This is a genomic window from Corynebacterium sp. HMSC070H05 (assembly GCF_001837615.1).
GTDB classification, from domain to species: Bacteria; Actinomycetota; Actinomycetes; order Mycobacteriales; family Mycobacteriaceae; genus Corynebacterium; species Corynebacterium coyleae.
In genome coordinates this window covers 20,040-40,266 of sequence record NZ_KV833291.1, presented here as the reverse complement: position 1 = coordinate 40,266, position 20,227 = coordinate 20,040, and the positions used below count along the sequence as shown (strand labels likewise).

Here is a 20,227-nt window from a genome sequence, read left to right as displayed (position 1 = left end):
GGGGGGGGGGGGGAGGTTTTTGTCACATATTGCCGTCACAGGCCCAAATGTTTCCTGAGAAACACCCCCACAACGCACCTTTTAGGGCAACCTGCACACAAAAACGACCCCCTGCACCCGGGAGGTGGTTCGATTCCGGGGCAGAGGGTCGTCGCTAAGCAGGGGCTTTAGTCGCCGATCTGGTCGCGGCCGCGCTTAACGATCAACGGGTCGGGCTCGCCAACCACGTCGTGGTCCTTGTTCGTGTACTCAAACTTGGACAGGATGTAGCGCATCGCATTCAGGCGAGCGCGCTTCTTGTCGTTGGACTTGATGGTGATCCAGGGGGACTCGTCAGTATCCGTGTAGCGGAACTGCTCCTCCTTCGCGCGGGTGTAGTCCTCCCACTTATCCAGCGACGCCAAGTCCATCGGCGACAGCTTCCACTGACGCACCGGGTCCACCTGGCGGATAGCAAAGCGGGTGCGCTGCTCCTTCTGGGTCACGGAGAACCAGAACTTGGTCAGCGAAATGCCGGAGCCGAGGATCATGTTCTCCAGCATCGGCACCTCACGCAGGAACTCGGCGTGCTGCGACTCGGTGCAGAAACCCATCACACGCTCAACACCGGAACGGTTGTACCAGGAACGGTCGAAGAACACGATCTCGCCCGCAGCCGGGAAGTGCTCAATGTAGCGCTGGAAGTACCACGACGTGCTCTCGCGTGGCGAAGGCTTCTCCAACGCAACGGTACGAGCACCACGCGGGTTGAGGTGCTCGTTAAAGCGCTTGATGGTGCCACCCTTACCGGCGGCATCGCGGCCCTCGAAAATAATGATGTGGCGCTGACCAGTATCCTTCGTCCAGTTCTGCCACTTCAGCAGCTCAATCTGGAGCGCGCGCTTCTCATGCTCATACTCATCGCGGGAGAGGCGCTCATCGTACGGGTAATTCTCGCGCCACGTCTGGATCGCAGTGCCATCCGGCATCAGCAGCACCGGATCGTCTTCATCGGTGTCGTCCACAACCCAGCCTTCGGTCTGGGCGAGGTCGATCATCGGCAGTTCGTCATCCTTGTGGTCAGCCATACCACTCATTCTATTCCGCTTTGCCTCGCTGCGCTGGGAAAGCCCCCCACTAACAGAAAAATGCCCCGTCGCACGTAGCGACGAGGCACCTTACAGGTCGGTCTTATGCAACCAGACCAACGAGGTCGGCGAGAGCGCCTGCGAGGACGCCGAAGTTGCCAAGCAGCTCAACGAGAGCGCCCGGGATACGGGTAACCTCGGTAGCGTTACCGTTCTCAACGCCGAGACCGGTGCCGGAGGAAAGTGCAACCCAGTTGTACAGTGCTTCCATGATGTTTTTCTCCTAGTTAAGAGGTGTGCTTACTTAGCTTCTGCAGCCGGCTTCGGGGTGACCTTCTTGCCGGTCGCCTTCTCAGCGAACGTCAGCAGAGACTCCGGGGTCTTGGTGAAGATCTTCTCGATCGCGGTTGCGAACGTCTTGAAGTCCTTGAGCGCCTTCTGGATGACCTTGAGATCTACAGGCATTACATGCTCCTAAAAGTTAGGTGCCAGTCTGTGTCTGGCTTTACTGACAGGTACTGACACCCATCGGGCGTCAGGGAGTTATTTTGCCATAGGTAACGATTACGTCAAGGGGAACTACAGAATTGTTTTCAATGCTGACAGATATTTTTCAACACCTCACGTTTACCAAAACGTAACCATATTTCAGCTCTATCGACTACCTGCCCAAATTCAATAAAAGAAGTAAACGTCATATGAATTCGATGACGACTGTATAGACCATTCAGCGCCGAAACTCGCGACGGAAACTCCACAAACCGGAAATGGATGTGAGGGACTACACCTATTCAGGGGGTCGTCGACAAGCAATTGCGCAAAAGAAAAACGCGCCCCGAAGGACGCGTTGCTCATTAGGCGGGCATTACATCATGCCCATTGCTTCCGGGTCCATGCCCGGGTTTGCACCAGCCGGCTCCGGCTTATCAGCCACAACCGCCTCAGTGGTCAAGAACAGCGCAGCGATGGACGCAGCGTTCTGCAGCGCAGAACGGGTCACCTTCGCCGGATCCGCAATGCCGTTAGCCAGCATGTCGACGTACTCGCCGGTCGCAGCGTTCAGACCCTCGCCATCCGGGAGGTTGGCAACCTTGTCAGCCACCACGCCCGGCTCCAGGCCAGCGTTCAGCGCGATCTGCTTCAGCGGAGCGGACAGGGCCTCGCGGACGATCTTCACGCCCGTAGCCTCGTCGCCCTCAAGGCCGAGGTCGCCCTCGAGCTCGTTGGCAGCCTGCAGCAGAGCCACACCGCCACCAGCGACGATGCCCTCCTCCACAGCAGCCTTCGCGTTACGCACAGCATCCTCAATGCGCAGCTTCTGCTCCTTGAGCTCCACCTCAGTAGCAGCGCCAACCTTGAGCACCGCAACACCGCCGGCCAGCTTGGCCAGGCGCTCCTGCAGCTTCTCGCGGTCGTAATCGGAGTCGGAGTTCTCGATCTCAGCGCGGATCTGCTTCACACGGCCGTCGATCTGCTCCTGCTGACCAGCGCCCTGCACGATCGTGGTCTCATCCTTGGTCACCACAACCTTGCGAGCCTGACCCAGCAGCTCAACGCCAGCGGTCTCCAGGGACAGGCCGACCTCTTCGGAGATGACCTGGCCACCAGTCAGGATCGCCAGATCCTGCAGCATTGCCTTGCGACGATCGCCGAAGCCCGGAGCCTTCACAGCCACAGACTTGAAGGTGCCGCGGATCTTGTTCACAACCAGTGTGGACAGGGCCTCGCCCTCAACATCCTCGGCGATAATCAGCAGCGGCTTGCCGGACTGCATAACCTGCTCCAGCACCGGCACAAGCTCCTTGACGTTGGAGATCTTGCCGGACACCAGCAGGATGTACGGGTCCTCGAGCACGGCCTCGCCGCGCTCCATGTCGGTGGCGAAGTAAGCGGAGATGAAGCCCTTGTCAAAGCGCATACCTTCCGTAACCTCGAGGTCCACACCAAACGTGTTGGACTCCTCGACCGTGATCACGGACTCCTTGTTCACCGCACCGTTGCCGACGGCGTACATCGCCTCAGCAATCTTCTTGCCGATCTCCGGGTCGGAAGCCGAAATACCAGCGGTGGAAGCGATCTCCTCCTGGGTCTCAACTTCCTTCGCCTGGTCCAGCAGGTACTTGGATACCTTGTCGGTGGCAGCCTGAATGCCGCGCTTGATACCCATCGGGTTGGAACCCGCAGCAACGTTGCGCAGGCCCTCGCGCACGAGTGCCTGGGCGAGGACGGTAGCGGTGGTGGTGCCATCACCGGCGACGTCGTCAGTCTTCTTGGCGACTTCCTTGACCAGTTCCGCACCGATCTTCTCGTACGGATCCTCGAGGTCAATCTCGCGAGCGATGCTCACGCCGTCGTTGGTAATCATCGGAGCGCCCCAAGACTTCTCCAACACCACGTTGCGGCCCTTCGGGCCCAACGTGACCTTCACAGCATCAGCCAGGGTGTTCAGACCGGTCTCGAGGCCGCGACGTGCTTCCTCATCAAATGCAATCATCTTTGCCATGTGAGTGTGTCACTCCTTATATATAGGCGTACGTGGACGATCACTCAGTTCGTCGGTGCAAGCAGGCGCCCGCGACGGCACGGCTGACGAGTGGTCTCAGCCTCACCCGCTCTTCTTCGTTTATTTGGCACTCGGTTGAGATGAGTGCCAGCCACATTTTTAGCACTCTCGGGGGTTGAGTGCAAGAGACGCAGGGGCTGGCTCGGTTGCTGCTAGCGTAGTGCCATGACAGACGCACAGAACAGCACAAGCAACAGCACAGCAACCTACGCACCACAGCGCGACCGGATCTTCGCGGATCTGTCCAAGTTGGTGTCCTTTAACTCCCCGCACTCCACCCCGGCCCTGAAGGACGAGCACGAGGCAGCGTGTGTGTGGACGGTCGAGGCGCTCAAGGACCTCGGCTTTGAAGTCACCCGCTACCCGACGGTGGACGACGCGGACACGATCGTCGCTACGAAGCCAGCGAAGAACGGCATGCCGACGGTGCTGCTGTACTCGCACTACGACGTCGTCCCGGCGAACGATCCAGAGGCTTGGACGAACAACCCGTTCGAACTCACCGAGCGTGACGGCCGCTGGTACGGGCGCGGCGCCGCGGACTGCAAGGGCAACCTGGCCATGCACCTGGAGGCACTGCGCCTCGTCGAGGAAAACGGCGGCACGGACCTGGGGCTGAAGGTTGTCGTCGAGGGCTCCGAGGAGCTCGGTGGGGATGACGGTCTGGGTAAGTTGATCGTCGACAAGCCTGAGGTGTTTGAGGCGGACGCGATCCTGATCGCGGACTCCGGCAACGTCGCTGTCGGTGTGCCAACGCTGACCACTTCCCTGCGCGGCGGCGCCCAGATCAACGTGACGGTGGAAACACTCAAGGGCGCGATCCACTCCGGCGGTTTCGGCGGCGCGGCTCCGGATGCGGCGCACGCACTGATGGTCATTGCAACATCGCTTTTCGACGAGCACGGCCGCACCACCATCGACGGCGTGGACACCACCGCGAAGTGGGACGGCGACCCGTACGATCCGGAAACCTTCCGCGGCGACGCGACCGTCCTGGACGGCGTGGAACTGCTGGGCACCGCCGACGACAACCCGGCCGACCTGGTGTGGGCGCGCCCGGCCGTGACCATGATCGGCTTTACCTCCACCCCGGTTGCAGAGGCGATGAACGCCGTCAACCCGCGCGCGGAAGCACAGTTCAACCTGCGCGTCCCGGCTGGCCAAGATTCCGCCGAGGTGGCAGAGAAGATGGTCGAGCACATCAAGGCCCACACCCCGTGGGGCGCCAAGGTGGACGTCCAGGTCAGTGGCGTGAATCAGCCATTTTCTACGGATGTGGAAGCGGAGGCCGTCGCAAAGCTTGGGCAGTGCCTGAAGGACGCATACGGCGCAGACGAGCTGGCTGTCGTAGGCACCGGCGGCTCGATCCCACTGACCATCACCCTGCAGGAGCAGTTCCCCAACGCGGAGATCGCACTGTACGGCGTGGAGGAGCCGCTGTGTGGCATTCACGGTGTCGACGAATCCGTTGACCCGACCGAGATCGAACACGTGGCCATCGCAGAGGCGATGTTCCTGCAGCAATACGGGAAGTAAGAAAAATTCGCTACAGTGGAACAAAGATGGCCGCGCCACTGGTGTTGACGCGTTGTATCTTGTTGCCACAATGAGCAAGTTATTTCTGTGTGAACTGGAAAGCCCCTGAGGTTAGGCGCGCCAACGGTACGACTGACCTCAAAGGAGGGCTGCCAGAAAGGTGCTCACGTTACTTCTTGCGCTCATGGCTGCCAGCGCCATCGCCCCGGTGCTGCTGCGCAGCGTCGGCCGCTCGGCCTTCGCCATCTTGGCGTTGGTGCCGCTGGCCGGCTTCGTGTGGGTGGTCAAACTCTTCGCCGACGGGGTGTTCCGCGACGGCGGGGAGATCGTTTCCACGTTCACGTGGATGCCATCGACCAACCTCAACTTAGAGTTTCGCCTCGACGCCCTCGCAGCGCTTTTTAGCCTGATCATCCTGGGTGTCGGGGCGCTTGTGTTGTTCTACTGCTGGGGCTACTTCGACTCGAACCCGCGCAGGCTGGCCAAGTTCGGGTTTGAGCTCAGCGCCTTCGCCATGGCCATGTACGGCTTGGTCATCTCGGACAACTTCCTGCTCATGTACGTGTTCTGGGAGTTGACCTCGATCCTGTCGTACATGTTGGTGTCGTATTACGGGGAGCGGGCGACCTCCAGACGCGCAGCCATGCAGGCGCTGATGGTCACCACGATGGGTGGCCTGGCCATGCTGGTTGGCATCAACCTGCTCGGCTTCAACGCCGGCATCTGGCGCCTGTCCGAGGTGTCCCAGATCGCCGACATCGAGGGCACTCCGGCGATCTCCACGGCAATTGTGCTGATCATGCTGGGCGCGCTAACCAAGTCCGCGCAGGCTCCGTGGCACTTCTGGTTGCCCGGCGCGATGGCTGCTCCGACGCCGGTGTCGGCGTATCTGCACTCGGCGGCGATGGTCAAGGCGGGTATCTATCTCGTCGCTAGGCTTGCGCCCGACATGTCGGCGGTGACCACGTGGCACCTGCTGGTGCTGTCCACGGGTGGGTTCACCATGCTGCTGGGCGGCTGGATGGCGCTGAAGCAGCGCGACCTGAAGCTGGTGCTGGCGTACGGCACGGTGAGCCAGCTGGGCTTCATCATCACGGTGATCGGCGTGGGTTCGCGTGAGGCCGCGATGGCGGGGCTTGCGATCACGTTCGCGCACTCGCTGTTTAAGGCCGCGCTGTTCATGATTGTGGGCACGATCGACCACGCCACCGGCACGCGCGACATCCACGAACTATCAGGGCTGGGCAAGAAGCAGCCATTGTTGGCGGGGTTGGCCATTGTGTCGGCTGCGTCCATGGCTGGCATCCCGCCGCTGTTCGGGTTTGTGGCCAAGGAAGCCGCGCTGGAGATGATCCTGCACGAGGAGTTGCTCACCGGTATGCCGGGCAGGATCACGCTGGTAGTGATGGTCGCGGGTTCCATCCTGACCATGGCGTACTCGCTGTACTTCCTGCACGGTGCCTTTGCGACGAAACCAGAGCACGACCGCAAGCCCTCCGAAGCAGTGCGCGACATGCACCGGGTGGGCCCGACCCTTTGGCTCTCCCCAGCCATCCTGACTGCGGGCACGATCGTGTTTGGTCTGGTGCCGGCGCTGCTGTCGGACCCGATCAACAACCACCTCGACGCTCGCTTCCCGGACGTGGAGGGCGAAACGCTCGCGCTGTGGCACGGCATCAACGTGCCACTGATGCTGTCGGCTGTGATCATCACCGCAGGTGCGATCATGTTCTGGCAGCGCGACCTGGTGGCAAAGGCCCAGTTCGAGCAGCCAGCGCTTGGTAACGCCAACGCCGTCTACGACACCATCCTGGCCAAGCTGCACCACTGGTCGATGCGTCTGACCGCGTCTACCCAGCGTGGTTCGTTGGCGATCAACCTGGGTGTCATCTTCGCCACCCTCATGGTTGTGCCGTTGGCTGCGCTGATCCTGGGCGCGTCGAACAACATCCGCATGATCGTGTGGGAAAACGTCTGGCAAGGCCTGATCGTGATCATCATGGCGGGCATGGCGTTCTTTGCCACCCTGCAGCGCAACCGCCTGTCGGCCGTGGTCATGGTCGGCATGACCGGCTACTGCCTGGCCATGATCTTCGCGCTGCACGGCGCACCGGACTTGGCGCTCACGCAGGCACTGGTGGAGACCATTGTGATGGTCGTGTTCATGCTGGTGCTGCGCAAGATGCCCACAGAGGTCGAGCCGCGTAACGACGACAACCGTCTCCGCGCCTGGCTCGCCATCGGCACCGGTGTGTCGGTGGTGGTCGTGGCGATGACGGCGATGTCCGCGCGCGTGACCGATCCGATCTCCACAACCATGCCGGAGTTGGCCTACGAGATCGGCCACGGCCGCAACACCGTCAACGTGCTGCTGGTGGACCTGCGCGCCGCCGATACGCTCGGTGAGATCACCGTGCTGGTCATCGCCGCAGTTGGCGTGGCCAGCCTGATCTTCGGCACCGGCAAGTTTGAAACCCAGTCACGCCGCCCAACCCTGCAGACCACAAAGGCACGCTGGCTCGCATCCGGCGTCAACGACGAGACGGCGCAGAACCGTTCCCTGATGGTGGAGGTTGCCACCCGCATCCTGTTCCCGTCGATGATGCTGCTGTCGGCGTACTTCTTCTTCTCCGGCCACAACGCCCCCGGCGGCGGGTTCGCAGGCGGCCTTGTCGCCGCGCTCGCGCTCACGCTGCGCTACCTGGCGGGCGGCCGCAAGGAGATCGAAGCAACCCTGCCGGTGCACCCAAGCAAGGTGCTCGCAACCGGCCTGCTGCTGTCCGCCACCGCAGCGGTCGTGCCCATGTTCTTCGGCAACCCGCCACTGACCTCTGGATACGCCACGTTCAGTCTGCCGCTCATCGGCGAGTTCGACGTCCCATCCGCCCTGCTTTTCGACGCCGGCGTCTACGCCATCGTCGTCGGCCTCATCATGCACGTACTGGCCTCCATGGGCGCCCACATCGACCTCGAAGAAGAGTCCCGTAAGCAGCGCGCCCGCGACCGCGCCATCGAACTGCAAGAGAAAAACCGTCGCCGCCGCGAACAGCAAGAGCGTGATCGCCGGCAGCGGTTTGATGAGCGGGCGGCGGTGTCGTCGACAGGGTCCACGGTGACGGCAAGGTCCTCAGTTTCACCGTCGATTAGCAAGAGCTCGGAGAAGTAAATGGAAGCGAACCTGTTCTTACTCATCGGCTCAGGCGTACTCATCGCGGCCGGTGTATACCTCATGCTGGACAAAGTGATGACGCGCATGATCATGGGCGTGCTGCTCATCGGCAACGGCGCGAACCTGCTCCTGCTGCAGTCGGGCGGTCGCGCGGGCTCGCCGCCGATCCTCGGACGCGACTCCGTAGCAGCAGCCGACGCCGCCGATCCGCTCGCGCAGGCGATGATCCTGACCGCCATTGTCATCTCGATGGCGATGGTCGGATTCATGCTCGCGCTCGCCTACCGCCAGTACCGCTACCGCAGCGACGACGTGGTCGAACGCGACGAAGAGGACCGCGCAATTGCGGTGCGCCCAACCACGCCGACGGGCGACCGCGACGAAGAGGAAGCGGCCGGCAAGGCTGCTGCGTCGGCATCGTTCGAAGAGCCAGTAAAGGGGGCGGAGCGTGAGAAGTAGTATGTTAGCCCTCGCCGACTGGGCCCTGCCCGCAGTGCCGTACCTGACGGTGCTGATGATTCTGCTGCCGCTCATCTCCGCGGCGTTCATCCTGGTGTTCCGCGGCGTGAACCTGCAGCGCTTCATTGCCCTGCTGACCCTGGCCACACTGACGGTCATGTCGGCGGTGCTGATCATCGTCGCCGACATCCACGGCATCCAAACGGTGCAAATGGGCGGCTGGGAGGCGCCGATCGGGATTACGTTGGTGGCGGACAGGTTGTCGTCGATAATGTTGTTCGTCTCCTCGATCGTGCTGTTCGCGGTGATGTGGTACGGCATCTCCCAAGGTCTGCGCGATGGTGACGACGACGACCCAGTCGCCGTCTTCCTCCCCACCTACATGCTGCTGAGCATGGGCGTGAACCTATCATTCCTGGCAGGTGACCTGTTCAACCTGTACGTCGGGTTTGAGATCTTCCTCGTCGCCTCCTACGTGCTGCTCACCCTGGGCGCGTCGCCGCAGCGTGTGCGCGCCGGCATCGGTTACGTGATGGTGTCCATGGCGTCGTCGATGGTGTTCCTGTTTGCGCTTGCGCTCGTGTACGCGTCCGTGGGCACGGTGAACATGGCACAAGTCGGAATCCGCATGGCCGAACTACCCACCGGTACGCGCGCCGCAATCTTTGCGACGATCCTCGTCGCCTTCAGCATCAAAGCCGCCGTCTTCCCCCTCGACGCCTGGCTGCCGGACTCCTACCCCACCGCCGCCTCCATCGTGACCGCCGTGTTCGCAGGCCTCCTCACCAAAGTTGGCGTGTACGCGATCATCCGCATGCGCTCCACCGTGTTCACCGACGGCTCGCTCGACAACATGCTCATGTGGGTCGCCCTGTTGACCATGATCGTCGGCGTGATGGGCGCAATCGCCCAAAACGACATCAAACGTCTCATGTCGTTTACCCTGGTCAGCCACATCGGCTACATGATCTTCGGCGTGGCCCTCGGCTCCGTCGCAGGCCTATCCGGCGCGATCTTCTACGCCGTCCACCACATTCTGGTGCAGACGTCGCTGTTCCTGGTGATTGGGCTCGTCGAAAGGCAAGCAGGCTCCGCCCAACTGCGCCGCCTGGGCTCCCTGCTGTACACCGCACCCGTCATCGGCGTGCTGTACCTCATCCCGGCGCTCAACCTCGGCGGCATCCCACCCCTATCCGGCTTCCTGGGCAAAGTCATGCTCATCCAAGCCGGTGCCGAAGACGGCTCCTGGCTCGCCTGGACCCTCATCGGCGGCGCCGTGGTCACCTCGCTGCTCACCCTGTACGCCATGATGAACGTCTGGTCCAAAGGCTTCCTGCGAGATCGCGCCGACGCCCCCGAAGGCGACGTCGTCCTCGCCCGCCCCGCCAACCTTGCCGAGCGCGGCGAAACCGTCTCTGCCGGCGAACGCGACGACGTCGGCCGCATCCCCGTCGGCATGTTCCTCTCCACCGCACTGCTGGTACTCACCTCCACGTCGATCACGTTCCTGGCCGGTCCGATCTCCAACATCACCGACCGCGCCGCCCAATCCGCCCAAGACGTCACCATCTACCGCAGCGCAGTACTTATCGACGACCCCACCCAAGCCACCCGCAACCTCGACGCCTTCACCGAACCCACCGACTCCCAAGGCGGGCACGACTCGCTGATGAACCGTCGCAACCAGGAGGTGCGTAACTGATGAGCCTGCTCACCAGTATAAAAAACCGCATGCGCCCCGCCTACATTGCGTGGCTGACCTTCATGTGGGTCCTGCTCATGGGCGAAGTGTCCTGGGGCAACGTCGCCGCCGGCCTCGCCTTAGGCGTCGTCATCGTGCTGGCCCTACCCCTGCCACGCGTCCCCCGCAGCGGCAACCGCATCCACTGGCCACGCCTGATCGCCTTCGTCGGTATCTGGCTGTGGGACCTCATCGTCGCCTCCGCCAAAGTGGCCTGGCTCTCGCTGCGGCCCCAACCCCAACCCAAAAACGCGATCCTGCGTGTGCCCATGCGCGTCAGCAACGAATTGGTGTTCTACCTGGCCACCTGCGCCTACAACCTGCAGCCCGGCGGCACCGTCACCGACATCGACCTGGCCAACCGCGAATGGACCATCCACGTCCTCGACGCGTCCACCCCGGCCGACATCGAACGCGAAATTGCCAACGTAGCCACCCTGGAACGCCAAATGATCGGGATCTTCGAAAGCAGGAGCAAATGAACGAAACGATCTACAACGTCTTCCTCGCCATAGCCGCCATCTTCATCTTCGCCGGCTTCTTCATCCTCGCCTGGCGAGTCATCGTCGGCCCCGACTCCCTCGACCGCGTCCTAGCTAACGACGGCATCACCGCCTCCCTCCAGTGCGCCCTCGCCCTCTACATCTGCTGGACGTTAGACACCACCGTGGTCAACGTGATGATCGTCATCGCACTCCTCGGCTTCATCGCCTCCCTGTCCGTCGCCCGCTTCCGCAAGAGGGATGGTTCCCTATGATCACCGACATCATCTCCCTGATCTTCATCCTGCCCGGCGCGTTCATGGTCTTCTCCGCCGCCGTCGGCACCGCACGCTTCAACTCCACCCTCGCGCGCGTCCACGCCATCACCAAACCCCAAACCACCGGGCTCGTGCTGTTCATGATCGGCACCATCATCCGAGTCACCACCGCCGAAGACTTCGGCGTCCACGAAAAAGGCGACATCGGCATCATGATCCTGCTGGTCATCTTCGCCCTAATGACCAACCCCGTCACCGGCCAGCGCCTCGGCCGCATCGCCCGACGCGAGGGCCTCTACGGCGAGGACGGCCAGCTCACCCGCAACGACCGCCCCGCCAGCTACCACCCCAAGCGCATCAACCCCAACAAGCCCACCGAAACCGAACGGCCGGCGGGCTAAGGGCTGGCTGCTACGGCGCTACGGCGTGATTTCCCACATTTCGTCGCAGGTCGCGTCCACAACCGCCTTCCAATCACCCGTGCGCTGGTAAATCTCCCGCTGGCGCTGGTAGCCGGCGCCACGCTCGACGATCTCGCCGACCAGCCGTAGCTCGTCGAGGCAGTTGAGGTCTTGGGCCGTGGGCGTGAGTTCGTCGATAAGCACTTGCAACTCGTGCTTAATCCAATCCTCGTCCGTATCGCGGCTAGTGATCACGAGCGCGTCCATGCCATAGCGAGCGCCGCGCCACTTATTCTCCGCGACGTGCCACTGCTGCAGGGTGGGCAGGGACTCGCCGCGATCGAGCATCCGGTCGTAGTGGACCACGAGACAGTGCGTGAGCGCCACGACCGCCGCAAGTTCGCGCAGGTTGGACGTCGCATCCGAAATGCGAACCTCGATCGTGCCCCACTTCGCGGCCGGACGGACATCGAAATGCATCGAACCCGTGTGATTAATCACGCCCGAAGTCTGCTGATCGCGCATAAATGCAACCCACTCATCCCAATCCTGGAACTGATACGGCATACCCGCGGTGGGAAGCTGCTGGTAAAGCATCGTGCGGTTCGAAGCGTAACCCGTATCGATGCCGTCCCAACCCGGGCTCGAGGCGCTTATCGCGAGCAGGTGCGGGTACTTCGTCATCACCGCATTAATGATCGGCCACACCTTGTCCTCATGACTGATGCCCACGTGGCAGTGGATACCCCACAACAACATGTGCTGACCCCAATACTGGGTGCGATCCGCGATCTCCTGATACGTGTTCTTCGGACTCAACGGATTCGTGCGGAAATCCGAAAACGGGTGGCCGCCGCTCGCCCACAGGCGGAGGTTCTTCTCATCCGCGACCTCCTTGATCGCTTTGAGGTCGCGCTGGAGGGCGTCGACCGCCTCCCTGGTATTCGTGCAGATCGGCGTGACAAGCTCGATCGTGTTCTGTAGAAACTCCGGCTCCAGGTGCACGTCCGGATTGCGCTTCTGCACCTCCTCGATCACCTCAGCCGCACGCGGCACAAGGTCGCGCGTTTCCGGGTCGACGAGACAAATCTCCCACTCGACACCGAGGGTAGGGGCGGCCGACCTGGCAAAATCGCGAAACGGATCCATAGTCAGCCAGCCTAACCGCTTCGGTTCCCGGGACTGGCATGGCGAAGCGGTTTATATGCGGGGCGGTGCTGTTGGGGTTCCGCCTTCCACACAGATGGTGAGGACGCAACGGAGAGCTTGCCGATTTTTGGCCATCTTCACCCTTGCATTCTCACCATGTGTTGGGGTGGTGCCGGTGTGGTGTCGTCGCAAAGCTAAACGGCGTCTCCTACACGGCATATTTCGCTAATTTTCGACGAAATGCACCGTGTAGGAGGCGCCGTTTGGAGGCTAAAACTAGCCGGCGAGGACGACCGCGACCGCGCTGCGGTTATTCGCGGCCTGCTCCGGAAGGCCGACGGCGCCCTCCGGGATGTCATTCTTGGCGCGGGCGGTGCCACCGACGCGGCGGGCGATGTCGGCAGCGACCTGCTCAGCACCCGGGGTGGCCGGGTCGAAGAACACGTAGGTCTCCGGGAAGATGCCGTACTGCTGCTCAGGCATGTTCATCGTCGCAGCGTCCTGGGACTGATTAGCGACGTTGAACTGGCCCTTGAGCTGGTCCGCCGTGCGATTAGCCAGGTCAGCGATGCCGGAGTTGTTGTAGACGAAGACCTGCGCGCTCGCATTGTCGAGCTGCGCGCCCTGCGGGGCCGGAGCCGGGGTCTCGGCGTTCGGGTCTTGCGCGTTGGGGTCTTGCGCGTTGGGGTCCTGGGCCTGGTCGCCTTCGCGCTGTTCGGCGTTCGGGTCCTGGGAGGCGTTGGGATCCTGGGTGCCCTGGCCCTGGCCCTGGCCCTCGCCAGGCTGGGCCGTGGATGGGGCGGCCTCGGAGGTAGCGGAGGTGGAGGTTTCGGACGAGGCGGAGGATGCGGCGTTGTTGTCGTCACCCTTCTGAGTCATCGCCCACAGGGCCCAGAGCAGCAGCAACGCGGCGACGGCGATAAGGATCATGGCGAGGCCACGGCGGGGCAGGCCGCCTTGGGCGGCGGCGCCCGCCCCAGCACCGGCTCCAGCAGCGGCGCCGCCAGCGGTGACGGCGGTCGAGCCGGCACCAGCACCTGCACCAGCACCTGCACCAGCACCGGCACCGGCACCGGCACCGGCGGCGTAGCCTGCGTACGCCTCGTCGTAGGCCTCGTCATAGTCGTAGTCGGCGTCGTCGTCGCGACGGTGCGCGCCGCGGTATTCCTCGGCGGGTGCGTCGGTGGGGGTGTCGTCGATAATTTCGGCGTCGAGGGGCTCGTCGCCCACGTTGTCGTAGCGGGGGTCGTTGCCATACTGATCTTTAGTCACAGCAGCAACAATAGCCACACCTGGTGGGGGAAGGGAGGCAACACACCGGGTTAGGCGTCGCGAAGCCTTTGCAACCGCCGCACCAACTGAGGCTCCGCCGCGAGCGCATCCGGATTATCCAGAAGCACGTTCAAGCGCTGGTAGTAGCGGATCGGCGTCATGCCAAGTTCGGCACGGATAGCGTCCTCGCGCTTGCCGAGGGACCGCGGGGCGCGCGCGGCGAAACGGAGCACGGCGAGGTCGGTGTCGGAAAGCATGCCTAATATATTGGCATGACCATCCGACCCATCGTTATCCACGGCGACCCTGTGCTGCACGAACCAACCAAACAGGTCACGCAGCCCGTTGAGGAACTGCAGGAACTCATCGCCGACATGCACGAAACCATGGACGCCGCCCACGGTGTGGGCCTGGCCGCCAACCAGATTGGTGTGCCGCTGCGCCTGTTCGTCTACCACTGCCCCGACGGCGACACCATGCGCCGCGGCACCGTGATCAACCCGGTGCTGGAAACCTCCGAGATTCCGAAGACAATGCCTAGCGACGACGGCGAGGACGACGAAGGCTGCCTCTCCGTCCCTGGCTACTCCTGGCCGACCGGCCGCGCGGACTGGGCCAAAGTCACCGGCCTGGACGAGAACGGCAACCAGATCGAGGTGGAGGGCACCGGCTTCTTCGCCCGCTGCCTGCAGCACGAGGTCGGCCACCTGGACGGCTTCCTGTACACCGACGTGCTCACCGGCCGTTACAAGAAGGAAGCGAAGCGCGAAATCCGCGACAAGGGCTGGCGCGAGCCGGGCAACACGTGGCTTCCAGGCACCGACGAGGATCCGTTCGGCCACTAACGCGGTATGATGTGCGGGACTGTCTATTTTTCCGGAGGCACCCATGCGCATCCCCGCCGTCATCGCCGCGACTGCGATCACGCTGACCACTCCCGCTGCGCCCGAAACGCCGCTCGAGCAGCTGCTTAGCGACGTCACCGAGACCCGCACCACCTCCCTCACCGCACTTAAGGAAGCGGATGGGGAGGACGAGGTCCGCGAGATCCTCACCGATTGGCGCAAGAACCTCATCGAGGCCGCTGACGACCTCGAGGAGCTTCGCGAGGACGCCGGCGACCTGACCGACGAGGAAGAAGCCGAGTTCGACGAGGCAGCCGACGCCCTCAAGGCCGAGCGCGCCGGTGTGCGTAAGTTGCGCTCGGAGCTTTTGCTTAACGACGACACCGTGGTCCTCCCCTCCGCCCTCAAGGACCTCGACGGCATCTTGGGCACCACCGCCTTCGACGCCTTCGAGCGCTCTGACAACGGCGACGCCCGCATCATCTACGGCATCCCGGGCGGCAAGGAAGAGGCTGCCGCGTCGGAGGATGCGACTGCGGAGAAGGCTGGCGAGAAGGCTTCGGAGAAGGCTGCTGTTCCGGCAACCACGGTGTCGACCACCCCGAAGACCACGGTCACGGCGACACCGAAGACTACTGCGCCGAAAACCACTGCACCGGAGGTCAGCGAGTCGCTGAGCCTGCGCGCCGAGCGGATGCAGGACGAGACCACCACCTCGGAGACCACTGAGTCCACCACCAGCGAGACGACCACGACGAACACGTCGTCCGGCACCGAGACCACCACCAGTACGACTACCGGGCAGACCACAACCTCCGGCACTTCGTCGAGCACGACGTCCAGCGCGACCGCCACGACCTCGTCGTCTTCGTCTTCCTCTTCGTCGACGACGTCGGCGTCGGTGCTGCAGAACCGCACCACCTCGGCAACGTCGAGCACGACGCGTTCGACCACGTCCTCCTCGAGCACCTCGCGCACCACGACCAGCACCGAAGATGAGCGCGACGGCGACCTCGCCGACACCGGCACCCCGATGCGCGGGCTGATCGGCCTGGGCGCGCTTGCGCTGCTGGCCGGTATGGCGTTTGTGTTGCCGGGTGCGGGTAGGGCTCGTCGATAAGAAGCGCGCGAGAAGCACAGCATATGTCGCGTATTTTCCGCTCGGATGACGTCGTGGTGGGGGACCGCGTCGTGGTCAGGCAGCGGCGCGGCGAGCACGCCAGCGACATCATCGGGCACGTCGTGTCGCTCGACCCGCTGGTGGTGCGGCCGCAGGAGGTGGGTGGCTTCCCGTCGTCGAAGGAGGCGATCGAGGTAGCCAACGTGCACATCATCAAGAAACTGTCGGCGAGGACGGTGCGCAACTCCGAAATCCGCGCGCTGGAACGCCGCATTGCCGAGGGCATCCCCACCACCGAAGAAGCCTGGGCCGAAGGCTGGCTCATCCGCACCGGCAAGACCGACGAGGCGAACTCGGCCGTGCCGCTCGGGCCGTCGGCGGGCCTACAGCCAGTGCCTATCGACGCCATCCGTGCCTTCTACCGCGAACGCAACCTGCCAGTACGCCTCATGATCCCGGAGCGGATCGGCAAACCCGCACTGAAACTTCTCACCGACGAATGGACGCTTGCGGAAGAGCAGGTGGCGTGGGTGGACGGTGAGGGGTACGGGGTGTCGTCGATTAGCAATGTGCCCGAGGGAGCACTCGAGCACCACCGTCGGCGGCTGGCGCTAGGCTAGGCGCATGCGAATCGCCACCTGGAACGTCAACTCCGTGCGCACCCGCGCGGAACGCATCGCCGCATTCCTCGAACGCAACGACGTGGACGTACTCGCGATGCAAGAAACCAAAACCGCAGACGCGACATTCCCCTACGCCACCTTCGAAGCCGCAGGCTACGAGGTTGCGCACGTGGGCGTGAACCAGTGGAACGGCGTGGCCATCGCCTCCCGAGTGGGGTTGGACAACGTGCGCGACCACTTCGACGGCCAACCCGCATTTGCGAAGAAGGGCGAGCCCGAGGTGGAAGCGCGCGCGGTCGGCGCCGAGTGCGGCGGCGTGGAAGTGTGGAGCCTGTACGTGCCCAACGGCCGCGAGATCGGCGACCCGCACTACGACTACAAACTGCAATTCCTGTGGTCCCTGGCGGAATCGGTGCGGCCCGGCGACCTGCAGGTATTCATGGGAGACTTCAACGTCGCACCCCGCGACGAAGACGTGTGGGACGTCGCCTGGTTCGAAGGCAAAACCCACGTCACCGAACCCGAGCGCGCCGCGTTCCAGATGCTGCTGGAGGCGGGGTTGTACGAAATTCGTCACGACAACCCCTACACGTTCTGGGACTACAAATCCGCGCGCTTCCAACACAACGAAGGCATGCTCATCGACTTCCAACTCGCCACTGCCCCCATGCGCGACCTAGTCAAACGCGCCTGGGTGGACGTCGACGAACGCCGCGGTAAAGGCGCATCCGACCACGCACCCGTGATCGTCGATTACGACACGCGCGGCCTCTCCTATAATGAGGTCCGATGAATATCGACCTCGGATGGTGGCAATTCGCCGCAATGGTCCTCGACTACGCCATCAAATTCGTCATGATCGGTGTGGTCCCAGGCGGCCGCAAGCCGTCGTCGGCAAACGCGTGGCTCCTGCTCATCCTGCTGCTGCCCGTCGTCGGGCTGCCGCTGTACCTCCTCATGGGCTCCACGTTCGTGTCGCGACGCCGCCACCGCATCCAAGTTGAAGCACGCCGACACATCGACGACTCCAACCTCAACGTCGCCGACTTCCCCGCCGACGAAGAACTGCCCGACGTCACCACCTCCATCGTGCGCCTCAACCGCACCCTCACCGGCTACCCCGCCGTCCACGCCGACGTGCGCGCACTCTGGACCGACTACCACAAAACGATGCACCGCATGGCATCGCTCATCGACGACGCCACCTCCCACGTCAACATCGAAATCTACGCCGTAGCCTGGGACGACACCACCGACGTCGTCTTCCGCGCCATCGAACGAGCCGTCGTCCGCGGCGTCCACGTCCGCCTCCTCTTCGACCACATCGGCAGCCAAAAATACCCCGGGTTCCGGAAACTGAAACGCCGACTGACCGAAATCGGCGTCGACTGGCACATGATGCTGCCACTCGCCCCACTCCGCGGCCGCTGGCGCCGCCCCGACCTACGCAACCACCGCAAACTCCTCGTCGTCGACTCACGCGTAGCCATGCTCGGATCCTTCAACCTCATCGACCGCTCCTACCTCGTCCGCCAACACCGCCGCGCCGGCCGCCAATGGGTCGACGCGTTTGTCGAACTCGAAGGCCCCATCGTCGCGTCCGCCGACTCCATGTTCGCCACAGACTGGTACACAGAATCTGGTGAGGTGATTGAGCAGGCGCCGGTGAGGGAGTCGTCGACAAGCAATGGCGTGCTCCAACTCGTCCCATCGGGACCCGGATACCTCACCGAGCCGAACCTGCGCATGTTCGTGTCCATGATCCACAACGCAAAAACGCACGTCACGCTCTGTTCGCCCTACTTCGTACCCGACGACTCGCTGCTGGAAGCCATCACCTCCGCCTGCTACCGCGGCGTACACGTCGACCTCCTCGTCAGCGCCAAATCCGACCAATTCATGGTCCAACACGCCCAATCCGCCTACTACGAACAACTCCTCAAAGCCGGCGTGCGTATCTGGGAATTCCCCGCGCCATTCGTGCTCCACACCAAGTTCGTACTTATCGACGACGGCCTCCCCGGCTCCTCCGCCGTCGTCGGATCCTCCAACATGGACATCCGCTCCTTCAGCCTCAACTACGAATCCTCCCTCTTCGTCGCCTCCGGGACGCTGCTGCACATGCTGTCCGAACTCGGCACGTGTTATCTAGCCGTGTCGCGGGAGCTTACTTTGGAGCGGTGGGAGCAGCGGCCCTGGTACAGGCGCTACATCGACAACGTGATGAAACTGACCTCCGCCCTGCAGTAGGGGTGTGTGGGCTGGGTGCGTGGGGTGCGGGTGCGTGGCTGGGCGGCCTGCCCCAGCCCGGACCTTGCCGTCCGCCCGGCCCCTTTAACGCAAACGGCATATCCTGCACGGTACATTTCGCTAATTTTCCGCGGAATGCGCCGTGTTAGATGTGCCGTTTGGCTAAGTTTGGTGCCTCACCACGCGGGCAGAGCCTCAACCGACGCCGGGCCGATCTTCTCCGAACGACGCTTTGCCGCAACAATGCGGTGAAGCACCTTTTCCTCATCCGCCCATATTTCTTTAGGCGTGATGCGGATGATCCAGTAGCCGGCCTCCCGAAGCTGATTTTCACGATGAATGTGCTGTTGAGCGGCACGTGACGCATCCTCCTCAAACTTGATGGCACCGTCGACCTCAATGACCAGCTGGCCCCACAGCAAATCCACCCGGTATTTGCCGATGCGCATCTGCTCCTGCGCCACGACACCGACGCGCCGAAGCAGAAGGCGAACGAGCGTCTCATACGGAGACTCCGACAGCATCGACAATTGCCTAAACGCCTCTCGTGCCTGTTCAATGCCGCGGTTACCGCTAAGGCGGTGGATTGTCTCCTCCAGCTCAGTGTGGACGCCGCCCTTGAACTCGTTGAGCTTCCCCCTGAACAGACTGTCCATCGCGACCACGCCTTCTTTCACGCCGTGCCACCGAGCAATGTCGACTGCTGTGCGCACCTCGGTGGTGAGTTTCACCTCGTTGTTCTCCCCTAACGCGGTGATGTCCATGCCGGGTACGACGATTCGTCGATAGGTAACGCCCGAAGGACGCTGCGAATGTCGAGGAACGCGCCCTTTCGGGTTTGCCATTTCCACCTCAAACGTGCGAGGCAGGACCCACATTCCGTGCGCCGACGCCGCAGCACGCCCCACCAGTATCGACGTGTGTGCCGCCGCCCCCGCTGCCCAGCACCGTAGGAACTGTTGTTCGTGGGGCTTCAGTTTTACCCATTCCGTGCGCGCGATAAACCTTGTCGACGACAGCTTCACACAAACTTGTTCAGCAGCCTTGCCGCGTCCAACTAGTTTCCCCACCAAATCTTGTCTAATCATGTTGCCCCCTCCCCGAGACGCGCTTGAGTGTAGCGCAGTAGGGTGCGGCGCGGGGTGTCTCAAAGCTAAACGGCGCATCCTGCACGGTACATTTCGCTAATTTTCGACGAAATGCGCCGTGTAGGATGCGCCGTTTGCGGGAGGTGGCGCGCCGGGGTGGCGGCACCAGCGCGGCACCAGGGTG

The 20,227-nt window shown here is 62.9% G+C and carries 20 protein-coding genes; 12 read left to right on the top strand and 8 right to left on the bottom strand.

Annotated elements, in window-relative coordinates:
* Window positions 1–167: 167 nt before the first annotated feature.
* The 4 genes from ppk2 to groL all read right to left on the bottom strand — a co-directional run bounded on the left by ppk2 (window position 168) and on the right by groL (window position 3,570).
* On the bottom strand, window positions 168–1,067 hold the full coding sequence (ppk2, locus tag HMPREF2617_RS02835; protein ID WP_070422455.1) for a polyphosphate kinase 2: 900 nt from the start codon (window positions 1,065–1,067) through the stop codon (window positions 168–170).
* Between the two features lie 103 nt (window positions 1,068–1,170).
* Window positions 1,171–1,338, bottom strand: a complete 168-nt coding sequence (locus HMPREF2617_RS12015; protein ID WP_168167537.1) for a hypothetical protein — start codon at window positions 1,336–1,338, stop codon at window positions 1,171–1,173.
* A gap of 29 nt (window positions 1,339–1,367) precedes the next feature.
* Entirely contained in the window at window positions 1,368–1,532 is a 165-nt protein-coding gene (locus HMPREF2617_RS12010) for a hypothetical protein (RefSeq protein ID WP_167617019.1), read from the bottom strand.
* Window positions 1,533–1,932: 400 nt separating this feature from the next.
* Window positions 1,933–3,570, bottom strand: a complete 1,638-nt coding sequence (groL, locus tag HMPREF2617_RS02830; RefSeq protein WP_070839761.1) for a chaperonin GroEL — start codon at window positions 3,568–3,570, stop codon at window positions 1,933–1,935.
* Window positions 3,571–3,795: 225 nt separating this feature from the next.
* Here groL and HMPREF2617_RS02825 point away from each other — a divergent pair, with 225 nt between their 5' ends.
* From HMPREF2617_RS02825 to HMPREF2617_RS02795, 7 genes are all read left to right on the top strand, one after another.
* The gene (locus HMPREF2617_RS02825; RefSeq protein ID WP_070771711.1) at window positions 3,796–5,166 is read left to right on the top strand and encodes a dipeptidase; all 1,371 of its coding nucleotides are present in this window, start codon (window positions 3,796–3,798) and stop codon (window positions 5,164–5,166) included.
* Between the two features lie 160 nt (window positions 5,167–5,326).
* Complete coding sequence (locus HMPREF2617_RS02820; protein WP_070839758.1) at window positions 5,327–8,332, top strand: Na+/H+ antiporter subunit A; 3,006 nt, start codon at window positions 5,327–5,329, stop codon at window positions 8,330–8,332.
* A complete protein-coding gene (locus tag HMPREF2617_RS02815; protein WP_070422451.1) occupies window positions 8,333–8,794 on the top strand; it encodes a Na(+)/H(+) antiporter subunit C in 462 nt (153 codons plus the stop codon).
* A gap of 1 nt (window position 8,795) precedes the next feature.
* Window positions 8,796–10,496 (top strand): Na+/H+ antiporter subunit D, encoded by a 1,701-nt coding sequence (locus HMPREF2617_RS02810; protein WP_083279427.1) that lies wholly within the window; start codon window positions 8,796–8,798, stop codon window positions 10,494–10,496.
* A 5-nt stretch (window positions 10,497–10,501) separates the two neighbouring features.
* Window positions 10,502–11,017 (top strand): Na+/H+ antiporter subunit E, encoded by a 516-nt coding sequence (locus HMPREF2617_RS02805; protein ID WP_070839776.1) that lies wholly within the window; start codon window positions 10,502–10,504, stop codon window positions 11,015–11,017.
* On the top strand, window positions 11,014–11,292 hold the full coding sequence (locus HMPREF2617_RS02800; RefSeq protein ID WP_070422450.1) for a monovalent cation/H+ antiporter complex subunit F: 279 nt from the start codon (window positions 11,014–11,016) through the stop codon (window positions 11,290–11,292). The genes HMPREF2617_RS02805 and HMPREF2617_RS02800 overlap by 4 nt, the downstream gene beginning before the upstream one ends.
* A complete protein-coding gene (locus HMPREF2617_RS02795; RefSeq protein WP_070452800.1) occupies window positions 11,289–11,696 on the top strand; it encodes a monovalent cation/H(+) antiporter subunit G in 408 nt (135 codons plus the stop codon). Before HMPREF2617_RS02800 ends, HMPREF2617_RS02795 begins: the two co-directional genes overlap by 4 nt.
* Before the next feature lie 18 nt (window positions 11,697–11,714).
* Here HMPREF2617_RS02795 and HMPREF2617_RS02790 read toward each other — a convergent pair whose 3' ends face one another.
* The 3 genes from HMPREF2617_RS02790 to HMPREF2617_RS02780 all read right to left on the bottom strand — a co-directional run bounded on the left by HMPREF2617_RS02790 (window position 11,715) and on the right by HMPREF2617_RS02780 (window position 14,374).
* The gene (locus HMPREF2617_RS02790) at window positions 11,715–12,845 is read right to left on the bottom strand and encodes a glutamate--cysteine ligase (RefSeq protein WP_070839755.1); all 1,131 of its coding nucleotides are present in this window, start codon (window positions 12,843–12,845) and stop codon (window positions 11,715–11,717) included.
* A 276-nt stretch (window positions 12,846–13,121) separates the two neighbouring features.
* The gene (locus HMPREF2617_RS11575) at window positions 13,122–14,117 is read right to left on the bottom strand and encodes a LytR C-terminal domain-containing protein (protein ID WP_210400800.1); all 996 of its coding nucleotides are present in this window, start codon (window positions 14,115–14,117) and stop codon (window positions 13,122–13,124) included.
* A gap of 50 nt (window positions 14,118–14,167) precedes the next feature.
* Entirely contained in the window at window positions 14,168–14,374 is a 207-nt protein-coding gene (locus HMPREF2617_RS02780; protein WP_070452809.1) for a DUF3263 domain-containing protein, read from the bottom strand.
* Between the two features lie 15 nt (window positions 14,375–14,389).
* Here HMPREF2617_RS02780 and HMPREF2617_RS02775 point away from each other — a divergent pair, with 15 nt between their 5' ends.
* Genes HMPREF2617_RS02775 through cls form a run of 5 tightly spaced genes read left to right on the top strand, consistent with a single transcriptional unit; the run spans window position 14,390 to window position 18,955 of the window.
* Entirely contained in the window at window positions 14,390–14,962 is a 573-nt protein-coding gene (locus HMPREF2617_RS02775) for a peptide deformylase (protein ID WP_070816014.1), read from the top strand.
* A gap of 43 nt (window positions 14,963–15,005) precedes the next feature.
* Complete coding sequence (locus HMPREF2617_RS02770; protein ID WP_070839749.1) at window positions 15,006–16,082, top strand: hypothetical protein; 1,077 nt, start codon at window positions 15,006–15,008, stop codon at window positions 16,080–16,082.
* A gap of 23 nt (window positions 16,083–16,105) precedes the next feature.
* Window positions 16,106–16,702 (top strand): GNAT family N-acetyltransferase, cg3035/Rv0428c family, encoded by a 597-nt coding sequence (locus HMPREF2617_RS02765; RefSeq protein ID WP_070839746.1) that lies wholly within the window; start codon window positions 16,106–16,108, stop codon window positions 16,700–16,702.
* A gap of 4 nt (window positions 16,703–16,706) precedes the next feature.
* Window positions 16,707–17,498, top strand: coding sequence for an exodeoxyribonuclease III (locus HMPREF2617_RS02760; protein WP_070422442.1), 792 nt, complete (start codon window positions 16,707–16,709; stop codon window positions 17,496–17,498).
* A complete protein-coding gene (gene cls / locus HMPREF2617_RS02755) occupies window positions 17,495–18,955 on the top strand; it encodes a cardiolipin synthase (RefSeq protein ID WP_070839744.1) in 1,461 nt (486 codons plus the stop codon). The genes HMPREF2617_RS02760 and cls overlap by 4 nt, the downstream gene beginning before the upstream one ends.
* 176 nt (window positions 18,956–19,131) lie before the next feature.
* Here the strand turns inward: cls and HMPREF2617_RS11570 are convergent, their stop codons facing one another.
* Complete coding sequence (locus tag HMPREF2617_RS11570; protein WP_168168325.1) at window positions 19,132–20,043, bottom strand: endonuclease domain-containing protein; 912 nt, start codon at window positions 20,041–20,043, stop codon at window positions 19,132–19,134.
* Window positions 20,044–20,227 lie beyond the last annotated feature (184 nt).